Source organism: Mesorhizobium sp. M1088, from assembly GCF_040318575.1.
Taxonomy (GTDB): Bacteria; Pseudomonadota; Alphaproteobacteria; order Rhizobiales; family Rhizobiaceae; genus Mesorhizobium.
In genome coordinates, this window is record NZ_JAMYMO010000005.1 from 118238 (window position 1) to 139795 (window position 21558).

The 21558-nt window shown below is 64.1% G+C and carries 20 protein-coding genes; 11 read left to right on the top strand and 9 right to left on the bottom strand.

Features of this window, described 5'->3' with window-relative positions; translation table 11 throughout:
* Positions 1–11: 11 nt before the first annotated feature.
* A complete protein-coding gene (locus NKH49_RS08630; protein ID WP_023678111.1) occupies positions 12–284 on the top strand; it encodes an usg protein in 273 nt (90 codons plus the stop codon).
* Between the two features lie 45 nt (positions 285–329).
* On the opposite strand, the gene NKH49_RS08635 is transcribed toward NKH49_RS08630, so the two are convergent.
* Together NKH49_RS08635 and NKH49_RS08640 are read right to left on the bottom strand one after the other, a co-directional pair.
* A complete protein-coding gene (locus NKH49_RS08635) occupies positions 330–1364 on the bottom strand; it encodes an aldo/keto reductase (protein ID WP_352683663.1) in 1035 nt (344 codons plus the stop codon).
* Between the two features lie 55 nt (positions 1365–1419).
* Entirely contained in the window at positions 1420–2601 is a 1182-nt protein-coding gene (locus tag NKH49_RS08640; RefSeq protein WP_352471291.1) for an MFS transporter, read from the bottom strand.
* 137 nt (positions 2602–2738) lie between these two features.
* Between NKH49_RS08640 and NKH49_RS08645 the strand changes: the two genes are divergently transcribed.
* Positions 2739–3647 carry a LysR family transcriptional regulator gene (locus NKH49_RS08645; protein WP_352500794.1) on the top strand — a complete coding sequence of 303 codons (909 nt, stop codon included), beginning with the start codon at positions 2739–2741 and terminating at the stop codon, positions 3645–3647.
* A gap of 60 nt (positions 3648–3707) precedes the next feature.
* On the opposite strand, the gene NKH49_RS08650 is transcribed toward NKH49_RS08645, so the two are convergent.
* The gene (locus NKH49_RS08650) at positions 3708–4757 is read right to left on the bottom strand and encodes an aldo/keto reductase (RefSeq protein ID WP_352471289.1); all 1050 of its coding nucleotides are present in this window, start codon (positions 4755–4757) and stop codon (positions 3708–3710) included.
* Positions 4758–4866: 109 nt separating this feature from the next.
* Positions 4867–5529 (bottom strand): YggS family pyridoxal phosphate-dependent enzyme, encoded by a 663-nt coding sequence (locus tag NKH49_RS08655; protein ID WP_352613266.1) that lies wholly within the window; start codon positions 5527–5529, stop codon positions 4867–4869.
* Positions 5530–5675: 146 nt separating this feature from the next.
* Between NKH49_RS08655 and leuS the strand changes: the two genes are divergently transcribed.
* Both leuS and NKH49_RS08665 read left to right on the top strand, forming a co-directional pair.
* Positions 5676–8300: a leucine--tRNA ligase gene (gene leuS, locus NKH49_RS08660; RefSeq protein ID WP_352613268.1), complete on the top strand. Its 2625-nt coding sequence runs from the start codon at positions 5676–5678 to the stop codon at positions 8298–8300.
* On the top strand, positions 8287–8868 hold the full coding sequence (locus tag NKH49_RS08665; RefSeq protein WP_352613270.1) for an LPS assembly lipoprotein LptE: 582 nt from the start codon (positions 8287–8289) through the stop codon (positions 8866–8868). Before leuS ends, NKH49_RS08665 begins: the two co-directional genes overlap by 14 nt.
* A 72-nt stretch (positions 8869–8940) precedes the next feature.
* On the opposite strand, the gene fsa is transcribed toward NKH49_RS08665, so the two are convergent.
* Positions 8941–9594, bottom strand: coding sequence for a fructose-6-phosphate aldolase (gene fsa, locus NKH49_RS08670; RefSeq protein ID WP_023678103.1), 654 nt, complete (start codon positions 9592–9594; stop codon positions 8941–8943).
* 90 nt (positions 9595–9684) lie between these two features.
* Here fsa and NKH49_RS08675 point away from each other — a divergent pair, with 90 nt between their 5' ends.
* Entirely contained in the window at positions 9685–11868 is a 2184-nt protein-coding gene (locus tag NKH49_RS08675; protein WP_352613272.1) for a primosomal protein N', read from the top strand.
* A 9-nt stretch (positions 11869–11877) separates the two neighbouring features.
* On the opposite strand, the gene NKH49_RS08680 is transcribed toward NKH49_RS08675, so the two are convergent.
* Both NKH49_RS08680 and NKH49_RS08685 read right to left on the bottom strand, forming a co-directional pair.
* Complete coding sequence (locus NKH49_RS08680) at positions 11878–12333, bottom strand: type II toxin-antitoxin system VapC family toxin (protein ID WP_352471284.1); 456 nt, start codon at positions 12331–12333, stop codon at positions 11878–11880.
* On the bottom strand, positions 12330–12575 hold the full coding sequence (locus NKH49_RS08685; RefSeq protein ID WP_254018681.1) for a type II toxin-antitoxin system Phd/YefM family antitoxin: 246 nt from the start codon (positions 12573–12575) through the stop codon (positions 12330–12332). Before NKH49_RS08685 ends, NKH49_RS08680 begins: the two co-directional genes overlap by 4 nt.
* Positions 12576–12785: 210 nt before the next feature.
* On the opposite strand from NKH49_RS08685, the gene NKH49_RS08690 reads away from it, so the two are divergent.
* From NKH49_RS08690 to NKH49_RS08715, 6 genes are all read left to right on the top strand, one after another.
* Entirely contained in the window at positions 12786–13181 is a 396-nt protein-coding gene (locus tag NKH49_RS08690) for an AGROH133_08824 family phage infection protein (protein WP_352500793.1), read from the top strand.
* Positions 13182–13427: 246 nt separating this feature from the next.
* Entirely contained in the window at positions 13428–13988 is a 561-nt protein-coding gene (locus NKH49_RS08695) for a F0F1 ATP synthase subunit delta (RefSeq protein ID WP_352540923.1), read from the top strand.
* Entirely contained in the window at positions 13988–15517 is a 1530-nt protein-coding gene (gene atpA, locus NKH49_RS08700; protein WP_352489181.1) for a F0F1 ATP synthase subunit alpha, read from the top strand. The genes NKH49_RS08695 and atpA overlap by 1 nt, the downstream gene beginning before the upstream one ends.
* A gap of 28 nt (positions 15518–15545) precedes the next feature.
* Entirely contained in the window at positions 15546–16430 is an 885-nt protein-coding gene (locus NKH49_RS08705; protein ID WP_352471280.1) for a F0F1 ATP synthase subunit gamma, read from the top strand.
* Positions 16431–16497: 67 nt separating this feature from the next.
* Positions 16498–18063, top strand: coding sequence for a F0F1 ATP synthase subunit beta (atpD, locus tag NKH49_RS08710; protein ID WP_352613276.1), 1566 nt, complete (start codon positions 16498–16500; stop codon positions 18061–18063).
* A 119-nt stretch (positions 18064–18182) separates the two neighbouring features.
* Positions 18183–18590 carry a F0F1 ATP synthase subunit epsilon gene (locus NKH49_RS08715; RefSeq protein ID WP_023678096.1) on the top strand — a complete coding sequence of 136 codons (408 nt, stop codon included), beginning with the start codon at positions 18183–18185 and terminating at the stop codon, positions 18588–18590.
* A gap of 167 nt (positions 18591–18757) precedes the next feature.
* On the opposite strand, the gene uxuA is transcribed toward NKH49_RS08715, so the two are convergent.
* Positions 18758–19936: a mannonate dehydratase gene (uxuA, locus tag NKH49_RS08720; protein WP_352613278.1), complete on the bottom strand. Its 1179-nt coding sequence runs from the start codon at positions 19934–19936 to the stop codon at positions 18758–18760.
* On the bottom strand, positions 19933–21459 hold the full coding sequence (locus NKH49_RS08725) for a mannitol dehydrogenase family protein (RefSeq protein WP_352925921.1): 1527 nt from the start codon (positions 21457–21459) through the stop codon (positions 19933–19935). Before NKH49_RS08725 ends, uxuA begins: the two co-directional genes overlap by 4 nt.
* Between the last annotated feature and the right edge of the window lie 99 nt (positions 21460–21558).

Below are 21558 nucleotides of genomic sequence, written 5' to 3' on the forward strand. Positions count from 1 at the left end.
GGGGACCGGCAATGCGCGACCATTCAGAAATGGACCTGATGCTCAAGGGCTATGGCTTGACCACGGCCAAGATTCTTTATCACTTCCCAGATCATCCGCATCTGCTGCAGAGCTTCATCTGGCAGGATTACGACATCGCCCCGAAATTTCCCGTGCTGATCCGCTTCATCGAGTTCTGGAAGGCCAAGCTCGAAGGCCCGCTGCATTCGGTCAGCTACACGCACCAGAAGCTGATCGCGCCGAACGAATGGCGCAAGGTCGACGGCGAGTTCGTTCTGCATTAGCCGGGCGGGCGGCAGTCTGGGAGCCGCCGCCCAGCTTTTGGAGCGTCAGACTGCGGGCGGGTTCAGCCGGGCAAAACCCTCCTGCCGGCGATAGGGAAAATACGGATAGGGTGCGGTGACCTCACTTGCCGTGTCGAGCTTCTTCATCTGCTCGGCTGTCAAGGACCAGCCGACGGCGCCGAGATTCTGGCGCAACTGCTCCTCGTTGCGCGCGCCAATGATGACGGAGGCGACGGTCGGCCGCTGCAGCAGCCAATTGATGGCGATCTGCGGTATGGTCTTGCCGGTTTCCTCGGCGACAACATCAAGCGCGTCGACGACCCGATAGAGATGCTCATCCTCGACGGGCGGTCCGAAGCTTGCCGTGTCGTGCAGCCGGCTTTTCTCAGGCAGCTTCTGGCCACGGCGGATCTTGCCGGTCAGGCGGCCCCAGCCGAGTGGGCTCCACACCAGCGCACCGACGCCCTGGTCGAGGCCGAGCGGCATCAACTCCCATTCATAATCGCGTCCGACCAGCGAGTAATAGACCTGATGGGCGACGTATCGGGGATAGCCATGTCTATCCGCCAGGCCGAGCGACTTCATCACTTGCCAGCCGGAAAAATTGGAGACGCCGACATAACGCAGCTTGCCGGCGCGCACGAGACTGTCCAGCGTCGACAGCACCTCCTCGATCGGTGTTGCGGCGTCGAAGGCGTGCAGTTGCAGCAGGTCGATGTAATCGGTGCCAAGACGCTTCAGCGCGTCTTCGACGGCCTTGATCAGGCGTGAACGTGACGAGCCGGCATCGTTGGGACCGTCGCCCATCGGCAGCGAGGTCTTGGTCGAGATCAGCACGGCGTCGCGGCGGCCCTTGATGGCAGCGCCGAGCACTTGTTCGGAAGCGCCATTCGAATAGACATCGGCGGTGTCGAACAGGTTGACGCCGGCCTCAAGGCAGATGTCGACCAGCCGCCGTGCTTCCGCCGCATCGCTGTTGCCCCAGGCACCGAACAGCGGGCCTGAACCGCCGAAGGTTCCAGCGCCGAACGAGAGCACCGGGACCTTCAGGCCTGATGCGCCAAGATTTCGATAATCCATGGGTTTGCTCCTTGTGGAAGGATGGCTGTTTCAAAGATTGGCTGAGGTTTGCGTTCTATGACCGCGCGATTTCCGGTGTAGCGAGGACAGGATCTCGGTCGAGACGCAGCGCAAACGCCGCTACGGCAAGCGCTGAAAGTGGCAACAGCGCCGCGACCCAGGTGACGGCACCGAGGCCGGGACCATGGGCGATGACCACGCCGCCGAGCCAGGCGCCGGCCGCATTGCCGAGGTTGAAGGCGGCGATGTTGAAGGATGAAGCTAGGCTCTGGCCGGCGCCTTGCGCCTTCTGCAACACCCATAACTGTAGCGGCGCGACGGTGGCGAAGGCGGCGGCGCCGAGCAGGCCGACATAGATAACGGCCATGACCTGGCTGTGCAGGGCGAAGGTCATGGTGCCGAGCACCAGCGCCAGCACGACGAGACTGCCGAGAACGGACGGTACCAGCCAGCGATCGGCGAACTTGCCGCCGGCGAGGTTGCCGGCGATGAGGCCGCCGCCGAAGACCAGCAGGATCGGCGACACCGCTGTCTCGTCAAAACCGGTGATCTCGGTCAGCAACGGGGCGATGTAGGTGAAGACGGCGAAGACGCCGGCATAGCCAAGCACGGTGGTGGCAAAGCCAAGCAGGACCGGCGCGCGGCCGAGCAAGGCGAGATCGGCGCGCAAATTGCTCTTCTCAGGCTCTGTTCGGCTGCGCGGCACCAGCAGCAGAATGATGGTAAAGGCGGCGATGCCGACCAGGGTCACCGCCCAGAAGGTCGCGCGCCAGCCGAAGGCTTGGCCGAGCCATGTGCCGAAGGGCACGCCGAGGATGTTGGCGATGGTCAGGCCGGTGAACATCAGGGCGATCGCCGAGGCTTTCTTGTTGGGCGCCACCAGTCCGGTCGCCACGACCGAGCCGACGCCGAAGAAGGTACCGTGGGCGAAGGCGGTCAGTACGCGCGCACCCATCAGCGTCCAGTAGTCTGGGGCAAGCGCACAAGCGAGGTTGCCCAGCGTGAAGATCGCCATCAGCGCCAGAAGCACGGTCTTGCGCGGCCAACGGCCGGTCGCGATCGTCAGCAGCGGCGCGCCGATGACGACGCCCAGCGCATAGCCAGAAATCAGCTGGCCGGAAGCTGAGATCGAGACGCCGAGATCGGTGCTGACGTCGAGCAGCAGGCCCATGATGACGAATTCGGTGACGCCGATGCCAAAGGCACCGGCGGCAAGAGCGTAAAGAGCAAGGGGCATGGCGGTTCCCACTTCGATGACGACCAGTTTTGACGACGGGCGCCGTGTCCTCCCACGCCCCGATCCGGAAGATCGTGCCGCGATGTGCTGTGAACCAGCCTTGCATCGGGCACATCGTCTGTGAAATAGATTCACCAATGGCCAGGCCCGACATCAATCGCTCCGGCGAGATCGAAGTGTTCGTCCGCGTCGTCGAGGCGGGCAGCTTTTCAGCCGCTGCCCGCGCGTTGCGGATGACGCCGTCGGCGGTGAGCAAGCTGATCGCGCGGCTGGAGGCGCGGCTTGGTGCGCGGCTGGTCAGCCGTTCGACGCGCAAGCTGCAACTGACGCCGGAGGGGGCGGCGTTCTTCGACAGCGGCGTGCGCGTCCTTGCCGACATGGCGGCGGCCGAGCGCGAGGCAGCGGCGGGTGCCGCGCCGCGTGGCCGGCTGCGGATCAACAGCTACGTGCCTTTCGGGCAGCATCGGCTGATCCCGCTTTTGCCGCGTTTCCTAGAGCGCTACCCCGAAATCTCGGTCGATCTGGTGTTGACCGACGATGTCATCGACCTGATGGAGGAGCGCGCTGACGTCGCCATCCGCGCCGGGCCGCTCGGCGAATCACGGCTGGTGGCGCGCAAGCTCGGGCAGAGCCGGGTGGTCGTCGTTGCGGCGCCATCGTATCTCGAAGCGCGTGGCACGCCCAAGACGCCCGCCGATCTCGATCGTCACAACCGGATGGGCTTCCGTTTCGTTCGTCACCTCGAGGGCTGGCCTTTTATCGACGCGGCCGGCAAGCCGATCACCCTGTCGATCATAGGAAATACGCTGGTCAGCGACGGCGAGGCGATGCGGCTGATGGCGCTCTCGGGGGCGGGCATCGCCCGGCTGGCACGCTGGCATGTGGAGGCCGACATTGCCGCCGGCCGGCTTCTGCCGCTGCTGGAAGATTTCAATCCCGGCGACGAGGAACTCACCCACGCCGTCTATGTCGGCCAAGGCAAGTATCTGCCGGCGCGGGTGCGGGCGTTTTTGGACTTTTTGGTCGAGACTGTTCGGCTGACTTGAGCCCAAAAAAAGATCGGGAGCCTGCCGGCTCCCAAAGCATCGAATCGAAGGTAAATTGAACTACTTTTTCGGCACAAAGGGCGCCGGCCGCCGGCCGGCCGCCTGACGCTCCAGCATCCAGCCGGGGTATTCGGCGGGCAGGGCACTGACTTCGTCGAGGCGAACAAGATCATCGGCATCGAGCTGCAACTCGGTGGCTGCAAGGTTCTGTTCCAGCTGCTCCATGCGGCTGGCGCCGATGATGACGCTCATCACGAATGGCTTGGCCAGGACATAGCCGAGCGCCACCGTGGCGACGCTGACGCCGTGCTTGACGGCGATCTCGCGCATGACAGCGACCGCTGCCCAGGCACGGTCCTCATTGACCGGCGGGAAATTGAAGCTGGCGCGACGGCCCTCGCCATTGCCGGGGGCGCCCGGTCCGTATTTGCCGGAGAGCAGGCCGCCAGCCATCGGCGACCAGACCATCAGCCCGAGCTTCTCCTCGTTGAGCAGCGGCACGATTTCGCGCTCGAGATCGCGGCCGGCGATCGAATAATACGACTGCACGGTCTCGAAGCGGGCAAAGCCTTTGCGCTCCGCAATACCCAGCGCCTTGGCGATGCGCCAGGCCTGCCAGTTCGAGACGCCGACATAGCGGACCTTGCCGGCGGCAACCAGGTCGTCGAGCGCCCGCAGCGTTTCGTCGATCGGCGTCACCGTGTCGGTGCCGTGCAGCTGGTAGAGATCGATGTGATCGAGCTGTAGCCGCTCGAGGCTGCTCTCGACCGAATCCATGATGTGGCCGCGCGAGGAACCGCGCTGGTTCGGGCCGCCGCCCATGGCGCCATGAACCTTGGTGGCGATGATCACGTCCTGACGGTTGACGCCAAGGTTCCTGAGCGACTGGCCGAGAAGCCGTTCCGAGGCGCCGAAGGAATAGACATCCGCCGTGTCGAAGAAATTGACGCCGGCGGCGAGGGAGCGGGCAACGATCTCGTCGACGCCCTTCTGGTCGAGGCTGGCGATCAGGCCCCATTGGGCATTCTCGCCGGCCGCGCCGAACGTCATCGTGCCGAGGCAAAGTTCGGAGACGAACATCCCCGTATTTCCAAGTTGATTGTAACGCATGGTGGCTCCAGACGGGTTGAGAATAACTCGACCGATATAGGAACGAAACGTTCCGTTTCTATATGCTGGCTTAGTCGATGTCAGCCTGTGGCCTAAGGTCGGCTGCGCCTCATCTGGCGCCGAAAATCGCCGATCCAACCCTGACACTGGTCGCGCCGAAGGCGATCGCGATTTCGTAGTCGCCGGACATGCCCATGGAGAGCTTGCCGACGCCGGCCTCGAGCCCAAGCTTTTCCAGCAGCGCGAAATGCGGACCGGGGTTCTCGTCGGCCGGCGGAATGCACATCAGCCCTTCGATGGCGAGGGCGTGAACCGAGCGGCAGCGGGCGACGAAGGCGACAGCCTCGCGCGGCTCGATGCCGGCCTTTTGCGGCTCGGAGCCGGTGTTGACCTGGACATAGAGCCTTGGCGTCCTGCCCTGCCTGGCGATCTCCTTGGCCAGCTCTGCGGCGATCTTTTCACGGTCGATGGTTTCGATGACGTCGAACAATGCCACCGCTTCCTTGGCCTTGTTCGATTGCAGCGGACCGATCAGATGCAGCTCGACGTCGGGAAACGCCGTCCGCAGTGCCGGCCATTTGGCTTGTGCTTCCTGGACGCGGTTTTCGCCGAAGACGCGCTGGCCGGCCTCGATGACGGGGCGGATATCGGCGGCGTCGAAGGTTTTCGAGACCGCGACCAGCGTCACCGCTCCGGCCTCACGGCCTGCCTCGCGCTCGGCGGCAGCGATCCTTGCCTTGACCGTGAAAAGCTGTTCGGCGGCGCTCGCCATGCCTATATCCTGCCTGTGTTTGGCTTTTCGCCGGATCGCCGCAGTTGACGGGTCCGGCAATCCATGGTGAACACCGCGACGACATTTCCTGAGCCGCCCGGGCATTGTCCGGCGGCTCGCGCATGCTTTTAAGTGAAAAACACCCGATGGCAACCGAACGATACAATCCGCGCGCGTCAGAGCCCAAATGGCAGAAGGCCTGGGACGCCAAGAAGCTGTTCGAAGCCGACAATGACGACCCGCGCCCGAAATACTACGTGCTGGAGATGTTCCCCTATCCGTCGGGGCGCATCCATATCGGCCATACCCGCAACTATACGATGGGCGATGTGGTGGCGCGCTACAAGCGGGCCAAGGGTTTCAATGTGCTGCACCCGATGGGCTGGGACGCCTTTGGCATGCCAGCCGAAAACGCGGCGATGCAGAACAAGGTCCATCCCAAGGACTGGACCTATCAGAACATCGCCGCCATGCGCGAGCAGCTCAAGGTCATGGGCCTGTCGCTCGATTGGGCGCGCGAGTTCGCCACCTGCGATGTCGACTACTATCACCGCCAGCAGATGCTGTTCCTCGATTTCGTCGAGAAGGGGCTGGTGACGCGCAAATCCTCCAAGGTCAACTGGGATCCGGAGGACATGACGGTGCTTGCCAACGAGCAGGTCATCGACGGACGCGGCTGGCGCTCAGGCGCGCTGGTGGAACAGCGCGAGCTGACGCAGTGGTTCTTCAAGATCACCGATTATGCGCAGGATCTGCTGGATTCGCTCGATCAGCTCGACGACTGGCCGGAAAAAGTAAAGCTGATGCAGGCGAACTGGATCGGCCGTTCGGAAGGGCTGCTGATCCGCTGGCCGCTGGCCAAGACAGTCGGCGGCGAGCATGAGCTCGAAGTCTATACGACCAGGCCCGACACCATCTTCGGCGCGTCCTTCATGGCGATTGCGGCCGACCATCCGCTGGCCAAAAAGGCCGCCGAGGACAATCCGGCGGTGGCAAAGTTCATCGACGAAGTCCGCCATATGGGCACTTCGGTGGCGGCATTGGAGACGGCCGAGAAGAAGGGTTTCGACACCGGCATTCGCGTCGTCCATCCGTTCGACGAGAGGTGGACGCTACCCGTCTACGTCGCCAATTTCGTGCTGATGGACTATGGCACCGGCGCCATCTTCGGCTGCCCGGCACATGACCAGCGCGACCTCGACTTCGCCAACAGATACGGCCTTCCGGTCATCCCGGTGGTGATGCCGGAAGGCGAGAATCAAGGAACCTTCCAGGTCATCGACGAGGCTTATGTCGATGATGGCGCGATGATCAATTCGCGCTTCCTCGACGGCATGAAGCCGGATCAGGCATTCGACGAGGTGGCAAAGCTGCTGGAACAAAGGACCATCGGCAACCGGCCGATGGCAGAGCGCAAGGTGAATTTCCGCCTGCGCGACTGGGGCATTTCGCGCCAGCGCTATTGGGGCTGCCCAATCCCGATGATCCATTGCGAGGATTGCGGCGTGGTGCCGGTGCCGAAGGCCGACCTGCCGGTCAAGCTGCCGGACGACATCGAGTTCGACCGGCCGGGCAATCCGCTCGATCGCCATCCGACATGGCGGCACGTCAAATGCCCGCGTTGCGGCAAGGATGCGCGGCGCGAAACCGACACGATGGACACATTTGTCGATTCTTCGTGGTATTTCGCTCGCTTCACCGCGCCGTGGGCAAACGATCCGACCGATCCCGAGGCCGCGACTGAATGGCTGCCGGTCGACCAGTATATTGGCGGTATTGAGCATGCGATCCTGCATTTGCTCTATTCGCGCTTTTTCACCCGCGCCATGCGCGAGACCGGCCATGTCGATCTCGCCGAGCCGTTCAGGGGCCTGTTCACGCAAGGCATGGTGGTGCACGAGACCTATCGGGTTGGCGGCGCCTCGAACGGCCGCTGGCTTGCGCCAAGCGAGGTCAGGCTGGAAGACGCCGACGGCAAGCGCCGCGCCTTCGAAATCGCCACCGGCGAAGAGGCGGTGATCGGTCCGCTCGAAAAGATGTCGAAGTCGAAGAAGAATACGGTGAGTCCGGAAGAGATCACCGACGGCTACGGCGCCGATACGGCGCGCTGGTTCATGCTGTCGGACTCGCCGCCCGAGCGCGATGTCGAATGGACCGACGAGGGTGCGGCCGGCGCGCACCGCTTCATCCAGCGCATCTGGCGCCTGGTGTCGACGGCTGCCGAATCGCTCGCCGGAGTCCGGCCAGAGGCGGCGAAGGACGGCGAGGCCGGGACAGTGTCCAAGGCCGCGCACAAGATCCTGAAATCGGTCGGTGAGGATATCGAAAAGCTCGCCTTCAACCGCGCCATCGCCCGCATCTATGAGCTCGCCAATGCCTTGACTGTACCGCTCAACGAGGCGGCAGAGGGCAAGGCCGGTCCGGCGCTGCAAGCGGCCTGCCGTGAGGCCGTCGAGATCCTGGTGCACCTGATCGCGCCGGTCATGCCGCATCTGGCCGAGGAGTGCTGGCAGACGCTCGGCGGCACCGACCTTGTCGCCGGACGGCCCTGGCCGGACTACGATCCCTCGCTTGTCGTCGACGCCGAGATCGTGCTGCCGGTCCAGGTCAACGGCAAGAAACGCGGCGATTTGACAATTGCCCGCGACGCGGACCAAGGTGCGGTCGAAAAAGCGGTTCTGGCTCTCGAGTTCGTGCAGAAAGCGCTCGAAGGTAAGGCGCCGCGCAAGGTGATCATCGTGCCGCAGAGGATCGTCAATGTCGTTGCCTGATCCGAAAAAAGCGGAGCTGACGCTGCGCCGTGTCGTGCTTTACGGGCTGCTCGCCTCGGTGGCGCTGGTTTCCGCCTGCACGGTGCGGCCGCTCTATTCGAGCGCGCCGCTGATCGCCGGCTCGCAGGTCGGCGCCGCTGCCGAGCTGGCATCGATCTCGGTCAAGCCGGTCAAGACCCGCTACGCCCAGCAGGTCCGCAACAATTTGATCTTCGCGCTCGGCCAGGGCGCCGGCGAGCCGGCTTCGCCGGTCTATTCGCTTGATCTCGGCGTCTCCGAACTCGTCGAATCGGCGGCAATCGAGCAGGTCACGACCGACGAGGACGAGCCGACCGCCGGCACTGTGACGCTGACTGCCAACTATGTGCTCAGCGATGCCAAGACGGGCACGGTCATAGCGAGGGGCAAGCGCTCGATTCCGTCGTCATACGACAGGCCGCGCCAGGAATTCGCGTCATACCGGGCCCAGATCGACGCCGAGAACCGTGCGGCGCGCGAGCTGGCAGATGTGCTGCGGCTGTCGATTGCCCAGGATCTGATCAAGCACGGCAGGCCGGCGGCAAGCTAGGTCTTTCCGGAGTGCGCAATCTGCAAAAAAAGGCCGATTGCTCGGCCTTTTTTTGTTCGTAGGATAGTCGCTTCAGCCGATCTTCTGCCCGGTCTTTGCCCAGTCGGCGAGGAACAGTTCCAGGCCCTTGTCGGTCAGCGGGTGTTTGACCAGTGCCTTGAGCGTCGCCGGCGGCGCGGTGATGACATCGGCACCGATTAGCGCCGCCTGCTTGACATGGTTCACGGTGCGCACAGAAGCGGTCAGGATCTCGGTCTGGAAGTCATAATTGTCGTAGATGGTGCGGATATCGGCAATCAGCTCCATGCCGTCCCAGCCGCTGTCGTCGATGCGGCCGACGAAGGGCGAGATGAAGGAGGCGCCGGCCTTGGCGGCGAGCAGCGCCTGGGTGGCCGAGAAGCACAGCGTGACGTTGACCATGCGGCCGTCCGACCGGATGTCCTTGCAGGCTCTCAGGCCATCGAGCGTCAGCGGCACCTTGATGCAGACATTGTCGGCGATCCTGGCCAGGATCTTGGCCTCCGCCATCATGTCCTTGTATTCGGTGGCGACGACTTCGGCCGAGACTGGGCCCTTGACGATCTCGCAGATCTCTCTTGTGACGTCGGCGATCTTGCCGCCGGATTTCAGGATCAGCGACGGATTGGTGGTTACGCCGTCGAGCAGCCCCAAATCGTTCAGCTCGCGGATTTCCTTGACATCGGCGGTGTCGACAAAAAATTTCATGGCGGTCTCCTGAAGATTTTTCATGTGCACGTCATGCACATTCGGGGTCGGACTTTGATCTAGACCAAAGTCGGGGCAAGGTCACGCCTCATGATCGAAGATTCGCCCTTTGTCGCGGCCGCACCGGTGCTGGTGCCGATGCCCGCCGAGCGCCCCTACACCTATGCCGTGCCGGCTGGCATGCGCGTGGTGCCGGGCTCGATCGTGCGCGTTCCGCTTGGGCCCCGCCAGGTCGCCGGCATCGTCTGGGACGGCGCCGTCGAAAAGGTCGACGCGAAGAAATTGCGGCCGATCGAGCAGGTTTTCGACTGCCCGCCGATCGACCGCGCGATGCGGCGTTTTGTCGATTGGGTGGCGCAGTACACGCTGTCGCCGCCCGGCATGGTGGCGCGCATGCTGCTCAGGGCGCCGGAGGCGTTCGATCCGGAGCCGTGGATCGAAGGGCTGCAGCGCACCTTCGCCAAGCCCGACCGGATGACGGAGGCGAGGACGCGCGTGCTGGAGACGGCCGAAGGCGGACTTGCCTGGACGCGATCCGGCCTGGCGCATGCGGCAGGCGTGTCGTCGACGGTGGTGGACGGGCTGCGGGCGCAGGGCGTATTCCAGACGGTGATGATCCCGCCGCGGCCGGTGGTCGCAGCACCCGATCCCGGCTACGCCGTGCCTTCACTGATGCCCGACCAGAGCGATGCCGCCGAGACGCTGCGCGCCAATGTCGCGACCGGTACATTCGGGGTCACCCTGCTCGACGGTGTAACCGGATCCGGCAAGACGGAGGTCTATTTCGAGGCGGTCGCGGCCGCGCTCGATCGCGGCAAGCAGGTGCTGATCCTGCTGCCGGAAATTGCGCTGACCCATGCCTTCCTCGAACGCTTCCAGGAGCGGTTCGGCGCCAAGCCGGCGGAGTGGCACTCGGACCTGCCGCCAAGGATGCGCGAAAAGGTCTGGCGGCAGGTAGCGGAAGGCGGCGCGCGGGTCGTCGCCGGCGCGCGCTCGGCGCTGTTCCTGCCGTTCAGGGAGCTTGGACTGATCGTCGTCGACGAAGAGCACGATCCCGCCTACAAGCAGGAGGATCGCGTCTTTTACAACGCGCGCGACATGGCCGTGGTGCGCGGCCATATCGGCGGCTTTCCGGTCGTGCTCGCTTCGGCGACACCGTCGGTCGAAAGCCGGGTCAATGCCAGCCAGGGCCGCTACAGCAGGGCGGTGCTTTCGGCGCGCTTTGCCGAGGCGGCACTTCCCGATCTCAAGACGATCGACATGCGCCGCGCGCCGCCGGCACGCGGCGGTTTCCTGTCGCCGGTGTTGCTTGGACAAATGCGGCAGACACTGGCAAAACAGGAACAGTCGCTGCTGTTCCTCAACCGCCGCGGTTATGCGCCGCTGACGCTCTGCCGGGTCTGCGGCCACCGCTTCGGCTGTCCGGTCTGCTCGGCCTGGCTGGTCGAGCACCGCTTTCGCGGCCAGCTCGTCTGCCACCACTGCGGGCACAATGAACGCCGGCCCGAAGCCTGTCCGGAATGCGGCACGCTCGATCATCTGGTCGCCTGCGGGCCAGGCGTCGAGCGCATCGCCGAGGAGGTCGTCGCGCATTTCCCCGATGCCCGCACCATCGTCTTGTCGTCCGACCTGATGGGCGGCGTGCGGCGGCTGCGGCTCGAGCTTGAAGCCATCGCCAATGGCGAGGCCGACATCGTCATCGGCACGCAACTCGTCGCGAAGGGCCATAATTTCCCCAACATGACGCTGGTCGGTGTGGTCGATGCCGATCTCGGCCTTGCCAATGGCGACCCGCGCGCCGCCGAGCGCACCTTCCAACTGCTCAGCCAGGTGACCGGCCGCGCCGGTCGCACCGGCAAGAAAAGCCTCGGCCTGCTGCAGACCTTCCAACCCGACCACCCGGTGATGCGCGCGATCGTCTCAGGCGATGCCGAGGCCTTCTACGAGCGCGAGATCGCCGAGCGTGAGCGGGCGGGGCTGCCGCCCTTCGGCAGGCTCGCCGGCGTCATCGTCAGCGCGGTGACACGGGCCGAAGCCGAAGGGCACGCCCGTGGCCTGCGTCGCGCCGCGCCGCAAGCCACCGACCTGTTCGTGCTCGGCCCGGCCGAGGCGCCGCTGTCATTGATCGGCGGCCGCCATCGCTTTCGCCTGCTGATCCAGGGCGAGCGGCGCGCCGACATGCAAGGGTTCATTCGCACCATGCTGGCCGAGGGACCAAAGATAAGGGGCTCGGTGCGAGTCCAGGTCGACATCGACCCGCAGAGCTTTTTGTAAGCTGTCGAATTACCCTTTCGAGGCGCGTTCGGTGAATGGGTTCAGGTAAGGCACGTCGAGAATCGCAAAATGCCGGGTGTTGGCCGTCAAAACTGACAGGCCGTGCAAACGGGCAGTAGCTGCGATCAGAACGTCCGCCAGACCCGGATTGGCGCCTCTGGCGATAGTGGCGTCTTCCAGTTTTCCGGCTTCTCGCGCGATTGCTAAATCGATGGGAAGGATGCGCTGGTTGAACTCTAGAAGCAACCTTTCGAACCACTCATTGATGCGCTCTGCCTTCATATGCCCGCCCGCCCGCTTCAGTTTCGCGATTCCTCGTTCCACCTCCAAGATGACGATCGACGAGAGCTGCCAAGAGCCGCGTTCTCCTTGTTCGGCAACCCAGTTCTGCACGTGTGCCGGAAGCAGAGGCCGACCAGGTGCAAATGCCGAGAGAAAAGACGTATCAAGCAGATAGCCGGTCAAAACTCCACTTCCCGCGACGGCGATTCGTTTCGCTCAAGCTCGATGCCGCCTGGATACTGAAGCAGGAAATCCACGAAGTCTTTTTGGCTGTTCTGCGGATAAAGTTTCCGTCCCTCACCGATTGGCACCACCATGACTGCGGGCTTGCCGTGCTTGGTGATAACCGTGGGCTCACCGTTCTCAGCAGCCTCCACGAGCGCGGAAAGACTGGCCTTTGCCTCTCGTAGTTGCATCGTCTTCATGCGCGGAACCTCTTGTGGTCTCATGTAGTCACAATATAGGAATTGTGCAGAAAAAAACAGCCCGTTGTGTAACGTCCTGTTAGCCCGGTCGATACAACGGCGCTCGCGTTGGGCTGACGCCCCGTAAATTGCGACGGCCCATCTGGCGCATGTCTCTTGCTTCGCTAGAATGCCCGAAAATTTTGAATATCCATTTACGAGGGGACAAGGATGGAATTTGCGTTTCCATGGCCGATGAGCCAGGGCGAGTGGCTGGCATGGTCAAGCGCCGTCGTGACCTTGCTTTTCGGGCTGCTGCTGTTCCTGGCGCCAGGGCTGGCCTTCCGGATTCTCAGGCTGCAGGTCAAGCCCGAGAAGGCGGCGGCGATCGCCGAAGGTCGCGGCAGGATGTCGGGCTTCTATCTCGGTGTCAGCCTGTGCTGCATCCTCTTGGCGCAGCCGCTGCTCTATATGGCGCTCGGCTTCTCCTGGCTGTTCACCGCCTTCGGCCGGCTGCTATCGATGATGTCGGACGGCGCCAACACGCCGTTCAACTGGGCTTCCATCGTCGTCGAGCTGGTGCTGGCGGCGCTGCCGCTTGCCTTCGCCTTCGGCTTTTTGCCCTGAATCAGGGATCAATCCGGGGTTGGTTGCTGAACTCGCCCGGCGGATGCGACAATAGTGCCTGAAAACCATGCCGGACGACGCATTGCGGTCTGAAAATGCCTGTGCTAGACGGCAATCGACTTTCGACCGGGGATAGCGGAAGCCGCGCCTCCGTGCTTGGAAAAATGCAGTAAGGTCAAAGATTTAGCCAGAGTTTTTGCTCGCGCCAACAATCTGCGGCCTGTCAGACAAGAGAAAAGACGGTCCGTGGCCCAATCGTCATCGCCAATCTCAGGTGTCGCAGAACGCTATGCGGGTTCGCTGTTCGAACTCGCGCTGCAGGCCAATTCGGTCGCCAGCGTCGAGGCCGACCTCAACAGGTTCGAAACGATGCTCGAAGGCAGCGCTGACCTTTCGCGGCTGATCAGGAGCCCTGTCTTCTCCAGCGAGGACCAGGCCAAGGCGATCGCCGCGATCGCCGACAGAGCAGGGATTACCGGCCTCACCGGCAATTTCCTGCGCGTCGTTGCCCAGAATCGCCGGCTGTTCGCCGTGCCCGGCATGATCAAGGCGTTCCGCCGGATCGCCGCCGAACACCGCGGCGAGACCGCTGCCGAGGTCACCTCGGCGCATGCGCTGACGCCTGCCCAGGAAACCGAGCTGAAAGCAGCGCTGAAAAGCGTCGCCGGCAAAGACGTGGCGATCACGGTCACCGTCGATCCGTCGCTGCTCGGCGGACTGGTGGTCAAGATCGGCTCGCGCCAGATCGATACGTCGCTCAAAACCAAACTCAATTCGCTCAAGCTTGCACTGAAAGAGGTCGGCTGATGGACATCCGCGCCGCGGAAATTTCCGCAATTCTGAAAGACCAGATCAAGAATTTCGGCAAGGAGGCCGAGGTCTCCGAAGTCGGCCAGGTGCTGTCCGTCGGTGACGGTATCGCCCGCGTCTACGGCCTCGACAATGTCCAGGCCGGCGAGATGGTCGAGTTCCCCGGCGGCATCCGCGGCATGGCGCTCAACCTCGAAGCCGACAATGTCGGCGTTGTCATCTTCGGCGCCGACCGCGACATCAAGGAAGGCGACACCGTCAAGCGCACCGGCGCCATCGTCGATGCACCCGTCGGCATGGGTCTGCTCGGCCGCGTCGTCGACGCGCTCGGCAACCCGATCGACGGCAAAGGCCCGATCCAGGCCACCGAACGCAAGCGCGTCGACGTCAAAGCGCCCGGCATCATCCCGCGCAAATCGGTGAACGAGCCAATGTCGACCGGCCTCAAGGCCATCGACGCGCTGATCCCGGTCGGCCGCGGCCAGCGCGAGCTGGTCATCGGCGACCGCCAGACCGGCAAGACCGCGATCATCCTCGACACCATGCTCAACCAGAAATCGGTGCACGACAACGGCCCTGAGAAGGAAAAGCTGTACTGCGTCTATGTCGCCGTCGGCCAGAAGCGCTCGACCGTGGCGCAGTTCGTCAAGGTCCTGGAAGAGCGCGGCGCGCTCGACTATTCGATCATCATCGCCGCGACCGCCTCCGATCCGGCGCCGATGCAGTTCCTGGCGCCGTTCACCGCCTGCACCATGGGCGAATATTTCCGCGACAACGGCATGCACGCGCTGATCAGCTACGACGATCTGTCGAAGCAGGCCGTCGCCTATCGCCAGATGTCGCTGCTGCTGCGCCGTCCTCCGGGCCGCGAGGCCTATCCCGGCGACGTCTTCTACCTGCACTCGCGCCTGCTCGAGCGCGCTGCCAAGCTCAACGACGAAAACGGCGGCGGGTCTCTGACGGCGCTGCCGATCATCGAAACGCAGGCCAACGACGTTTCGGCCTATATCCCGACCAACGTCATCTCGATCACCGACGGCCAGATCTTCCTGGAAACTAATCTGTTCTTCCAGGGCGTGCGCCCGGCGGTCAATGTCGGCCTGTCGGTGTCGCGCGTCGGCTCCTCGGCGCAGATCAAGGCGATGAAGCAGGTTGCCGGGTCAATCAAGGGCGAGCTCGCGCAGTACCGCGAAATGGCTGCTTTCGCGCAGTTCGGCTCCGACCTCGATGCCGCCACGCAACGCCTGCTCAACCGCGGCTCGCGTCTGACCGAGCTGTTGAAGCAGCCGCAATTCTCGCCGCTCAAAGTCGAGGAGCAGGTCGCGGTGATCTTCGCCGGCGTCAACGGCTATCTCGACAAGCTGGCGATCAACCAGGTCGGCAAGTTCGAGCATGGCCTGTTGTCGCATATGCGCTCGGCCGGCAAGGACGTGCTCGACGGCATCCGCAAGGAGAAGGCGCTGTCCGACGATCTGCGCGCCAGGCTGAAGGCAGAAATCGACGCCTTCGCCAAGACCTTTGCTTGAGCAGGACGGACGGGATCAGGTTTGAAGCATGCCTTCGTTAAAAGACCTTCGTAACCGTATCGCCTCGGTCAAGGCGACGCAGAAGATCACCAAGGCGATGCAGATGGTCGCCGCGGCGAAGCTGCGTCGCGCGCAGGAAGCGGCGGAAGCGGCGCGTCCCTATTCGGAGCGCATGGGCGCGGTGCTGGCCAACATCACCCAGGCGATCGGCGGCGGCGGCGATGCCCCGGCGCTGATGACCGGCACCGGCAAGGACGACGTGCATCTGCTTGTCGTCTGCACGGCCGAACGCGGTCTGTGCGGCGGCTTCAATTCGCAGATCGCCCGCTTTGCCCGCGACCACATCCGTAAGCTTCTGGCAGACGGCAAGCAGGTCAAGATCATCTGCGTCGGCAAGAAGGGGTTCGACATATTGCGCCGCGACTACGGGGCGCTGATCATCGAGCGTGTCGACCTGCGCGAGGTCAAGACGCTGGGCTTCGTCAATGCCGATGCCATCGCCAAGAAGGTGATCCACCTGTTCAACGAAGGCGGCTTCGATATCTGCACGCTGTTCTATTCGCAGTTCAAGTCGGTGATCAGCCAGATCCCGACGGCGCAGCAAATTATCCCGGCGGGCGCGCCTGCGGCTGGCGCGGAAGTGAGGGATGGCGGCAGCGCCGTCTACGAATACGAGCCGGAGCCGGGCGAGATCCTCTCCGATCTCATCCCGCGCAACATTTCCGTGCAGGTTTTTCGCGCGCTGCTCGAGAATGCTGCCGGCGAGATGGGCGCCAAGATGAGCGCCATGGACAATGCGACGCGCAACGCCGGCGACATGATCAACAAATTGTCGATCACCTACAACCGCCAGCGGCAGGCGCAGATCACCAAGGAATTGATCGAAATCATTTCGGGCGCCGAGGCGCTCTAGGCACGCCCACAAGGAGGTCATCGACCTCAAGCGTGTGAGAAACAAAGAGACGAAAAGGGTAAGAACGATGGCGAAAGCAGCGACCCCGAAGACGGCAGCCCCGAAGGCCGCGGCACCAGCGAAGGCTCCGGCAGCAGCAAAGGCCGCTCCGGCCAAGAAAGCGGCAGCAACCAAGGTCGCCGCTGTGAATGCGCCGGCCGCCACCATCAAGAAGACCGGCCTGGCAGGCAAGGTTCGCCAGGTCATCGGCGCTGTTGTCGACGTCCAGTTCGGCGAACACCTGCCGGCGATCCTGAACGCGCTTGAGACGATCAACGTCGGCAATCGCCTGGTGCTAGAGGTGGCCCAGCATCTGGGCGAAAACACCGTGCGCTGCATCGCCATGGACTCGACCGAAGGTCTGGTCCGCGGCCAGGACGTCTATGATACCGGCGCTCCGATCACCGTGCCGGTTGGCCCGGGCATGCTCGGCCGCATCATCAACGTCATCGGCGAGCCGGTCGACGAGGCAGGCCCGGTCGACGGCATCGAGATGCGCTCGATCCATCAGCCGGCGCCGACCTATGTCGAGCAGTCGACGGAAGCGCAGATCCTGGTCACCGGCATCAAGGTGCTCGACCTGCTGGCCCCCTATGCCCGCGGCGGCAAGATCGGCCTGTTCGGCGGCGCCGGCGTCGGCAAGACGGTGCTGATCCAGGAACTGATCAACAACGTCGCCAAGGCGCATGGCGGCTTCTCGGTGTTCGCCGGCGTCGGCGAGCGCACCCGCGAAGGCAACGACCTCTATCACGAGTTCATCGAGTCCGGCGTCAACAAGAAGGGCGGCGGCGAAGGCTCCAAGGCCGCGCTCGTCTATGGCCAGATGAACGAGCCGCCGGGCGCCCGCGCCCGCGTCGGCCTGACCGGGCTGACGGTTGCCGAATATTTCCGCGATCAGGGCCAGGACGTGCTGTTCTTCGTAGACAACATCTTCCGTTTCACGCAGGCGGGCTCGGAAGTGTCGGCGCTGCTCGGCCGCATTCCTTCGGCCGTGGGCTACCAGCCGACGCTGGCCACCGACATGGGTGCGCTGCAGGAGCGTATCACCACGACGACCAAGGGTTCGATCACCTCGGTGCAGGCGATCTATGTGCCGGCCGACGACCTGACCGACCCTGCACCGGCGACCTCGTTCGCCCACCTCGACGCGACGACCGTGCTCAACCGTGCGATTTCGGAAAAGGGCATCTATCCGGCGGTCGATCCGCTCGATTCGACCTCGCGCATGCTCGACCCGATGGTTGTCGGCGAAGAGCATTACCAGGTCGCCCGCCAGGTGCAGTCGATCCTTCAGCGCTACAAGTCGCTGCAGGACATCATCGCCATCCTGGGCATGGACGAGCTATCGGAAGAGGATAAGCAGACCGTGGCCCGCGCCCGCAAGATCGAGCGCTTCCTGTCGCAGCCCTTCTTCGTCGCCGAAGTGTTCACCGGCGCACCGGGCAAGCTGGTCGACCTCGCCGACACCATCAAGGGCTTCAAGGGCCTTTGCAACGGCGATTACGACCATCTGCCGGAGGCCGCCTTCTACATGGTCGGCGGCATCGAGGAAGCGGTCGAGAAGGCACAGCGCCTGGCCGCTGAAGCGGCCTGATGGTGAATGGTCGATAGTGAATTGTGAATGGGGAGTAGCGGATAGGAAATCGGGGGCTGAGTGAAGGTCATTCTTTCTGACTATTCACCATTCACCATTCACCAGTCGCTAAATTGATCATGCCTGAAGCTTTCAAATTCGAACTGGTCTCGCCGGAGCGCCTCTTGGTTTCCGAGCAGGTCGAATCCGTCGTCATTCCGGGCGCCGAGGGCGAAATGACTGTCATGGCGCATCACGCGCCGGTCATGACGACGATCAAGCCGGGCGTCGTCACGCTAAAGACCGCGCAAGGCAAGGAAGAGCGCTATGTGGTGTTCGGCGGCTTTGCCGACATCGTTCCGGCCGGCTGCACGCTGCTGGCGGAATCGGCTGTGGCCGTCGGCGACATCGACCGCGCCGACCTTGCCCGCCGCATCCAGGAGGCCAGGGAAGACGCCGCCGACGCCAAGGACGACCAGACCCGCAGCAAGGCCGAGCAGTTCCTCAACCAGCTCACCACGCTCGAAGGCGCGCTGTTGCCGGCTTAACAGGCGCCCCTTGCCTTCTCCCCTTGTGGGAGAAGGTAGATCGGCGCACAGCGCCGAGACGGTTGAGGGGTGTTGGAAGAAACGAGACGTCGGCGTTCCCTGGAACACCCCTCATCCGACCGAGCTTCGCTCGGCCACCTTCTCCCACAAGGGGAGAAGGGGGCTGGTCACACTGTCAGTGCCTCTACTGCGCGCATGACGCCGCGCAGTTCGGCGAGGCCCTTCAGGCGGCCGATGCAGGAATAGCCGGGGTTCACCTTCTTGCCGATGTCGTCGACGATCGCGTGGCCATGGTCCGGACGCATCGGCACCTGCCAGTCCGCCCTGCCTGCCGCCTTGCGCCGCCGCTCTTCGCCAATCAGCGCCGACACGACCGCCACCATGTCGGTGTCGCCGTCGAGGTGCTCGGCTTCGTGGAAGGAGCCGTCTGGCTCCTTGGTGACGTTGCGCAGATGGGCGAAATGGATGTTTTCGGCGAAGGCCTTGGCCATTGCGGGCAGATCGTTCTGCGCGCCCGCGCCGTAGGAGCCGGTGCACAGCGTCAGCCCGTTAGCCGGCGAAGCGACCGCGTCGAGCAGCGCGCGGGCATCATTGGCGTTGGAAACGATGCGCGGCAGGCCGAACAGCGAAAAGGGCGGATCGTCGGGGTGGATCGCCATCCTGACGCCGGCCTCTTCGGCCACCGGCACGATCTCGCGCAGGAAGGCAAACAGGGTTTCGCGCAGGCCTTCGGTGGAGACGTCCTTGTAGAGGTCGAGGGCGCGGCGGAAGCTTGCGCGATCGAAGATGAATTCGCGCGCCGGCACCCAGCCGATCAGGTTGCGCTCCAGCCTTGCCTTGTCGCTGTCGCTCATCCCTTGCAGCCGCGCACGCGCGGCCTCGATACGGACCGGTGGGTGATCGGCCTCCGCCCCTTCTCGCTCAAGGATGAAGACGTCATAGGCGCAGAGCTCGACGACATCGAAGCGCAGCGCGGTGCCGCCATGCGGCATGGGATAATCGAGGTCGGTGCGCGTCCAGTCGGTGATCGCCATGAAATTATAGCAGACGGTGTTGATGCCGGCGGCGGCGACGGAGCGCACCGACGCCTTGTAATTGTCGATCAGGGTGCGCCAGTTGCCGCTGCGGGTCTTGATGTCCTCGTGCACGACGATGCTCTCGACCACGTCCCAGGTCAGCCCTGCTGCCTCGATCTCGGCCTTGCGCCTGGCGATCTCGTCTGCCGGCCAGGCGCGGCCGTCGTTGAGGTGGTGCAGCGCGCTGACGATGCCGACGGCGCCGGCCTGACGGACATGGGCAAGCGTCACCGGATCGTCTGGCCCGAACCAGCGCCAGGTCTGTCTCATGGCTTCTCACTCCCTATGCCAAGCGCCGCGAAGGCAGCGGCAGGTCCGCCCCGCCGCAGGCGCTCGAGATGGGCTGCCGTCAGATCGATCAGTGTCATGCGGTGGGAATGGTCCTTGGCGAAGCCGGCGAGATCGAATATCGCTGTCACCGTTTCATCAGCCGGCCGGCTGCCGAGCGCCGTAAGCCGAGTGTCGATCGGATCGGTAAAATGGGCTTCCGGCAAGGTTTTGCCGCGCGCCTCGCAAGCGGCGATCCAGGCCGCCACCACCAGCATGAGATGCGCGGGCGGGTCGCCGGCGCCCAGTCGATCGAGGGCCGAGGCGACGATGCGCTGCGGCAGCTTCTGGCTGCCGTCATTGGCGATCTGCGCCGTGCGATGGGCGAGCGCGGTGTTCGAATAGCGTTCGGCGAGCTGGGCCGTGTAGCCGGCCGTATCGAGCCCGGCGTCCTGCGGCAGCGTCGGGATGGCCTCGGCCCATAGTCCGTCCACGAATTGCCGGATCGCCGGATTGGCAAAGGCGCGGTCGACCGTGTCGTAGCCGCTGAGCAGGCCGAGATAGGCGATTGCCGAATGCGAGCCGTTGAGCAGCCGCAGCTTCATGTCCTCGAAGGGCCCGACGTCGCCGACCATGGTGACGCCGAACTTTTCCCAGGCCGGCCTGCCTGCCGGGAAATCATCCTCGACCACCCATTGGCAGAACGGCTCGGTCATCACCGGCCAGGCATCCTCGACGCCGAGCTCGACGGCGATACGCGCCCGGTCGGCATCGGTGGTCGCCGGCACGATGCGGTCGACCATGCTCGACGGGAAGGCGACGCCGTCGGCGATGTGTGCGGCGAGCCTGGCATCGCCCGAAGTGGCGAGCCTGGCATCGCCTGAAGTGGCGAGCCTGGCATCGCGCAGTGCGGCGAATTCGACCAGCAGGCGGTGCAGCGTGGCACCATTGGCCGGAAGGTTGTCGCAGCAGAGCACGGTGAAAGGCTGGATGCCGGCGGCACGGCGGCGCGACAGCGCCTCGGTCAGGAAACCATGCGCCGTCCGTGGCATTTGCGGGTTGGCCAGATCATGGACGATGTCGGGGTGGGTATTGTCGAGGCCGCCGCCGGCTGCCCTCAAATAGGCCTTTTCGGTGATCGTCAGCGTGACGATGCGGGTGCGCGGATCGGTCAGGGCGGCGAGCACCGCAGCCGGATCTTCCGGCGCCACCAGCAGCGACAGGATCGAGCCGACGACGCGCAGCTCTTCGCCGACGCTGCTCCTGATCGCCAGCGTGTAGTGGCCATCCTGCGGCGCCAGTGCGTCGCGCGTGTCTGGACTGCGCAAGGACACGCCGACAATGCCCCAGTCCGCCTCGCCCGCCGCCAGGCAGTCGTCGACATAGGCCGCCTGGTGGGCGCGATGGAAGGCACCGACGCCGAGATGGACGATGCCCGGTGCAATAGCGCCGCGGGCGTAGCGCGGGACCGCGACCGAAGCCGGCAGTGCCTTCAGCGTGCTGTTGGAAAGGCGTCTATTGGTCATTGCGCCACGTGTCTGATCGAGATTGTTGGGTCACTGCTGGCAGGCGGCGTAACACCCGATGCCGTCACGCACAATGGGCAATGGCCGACGAAAAGTCAT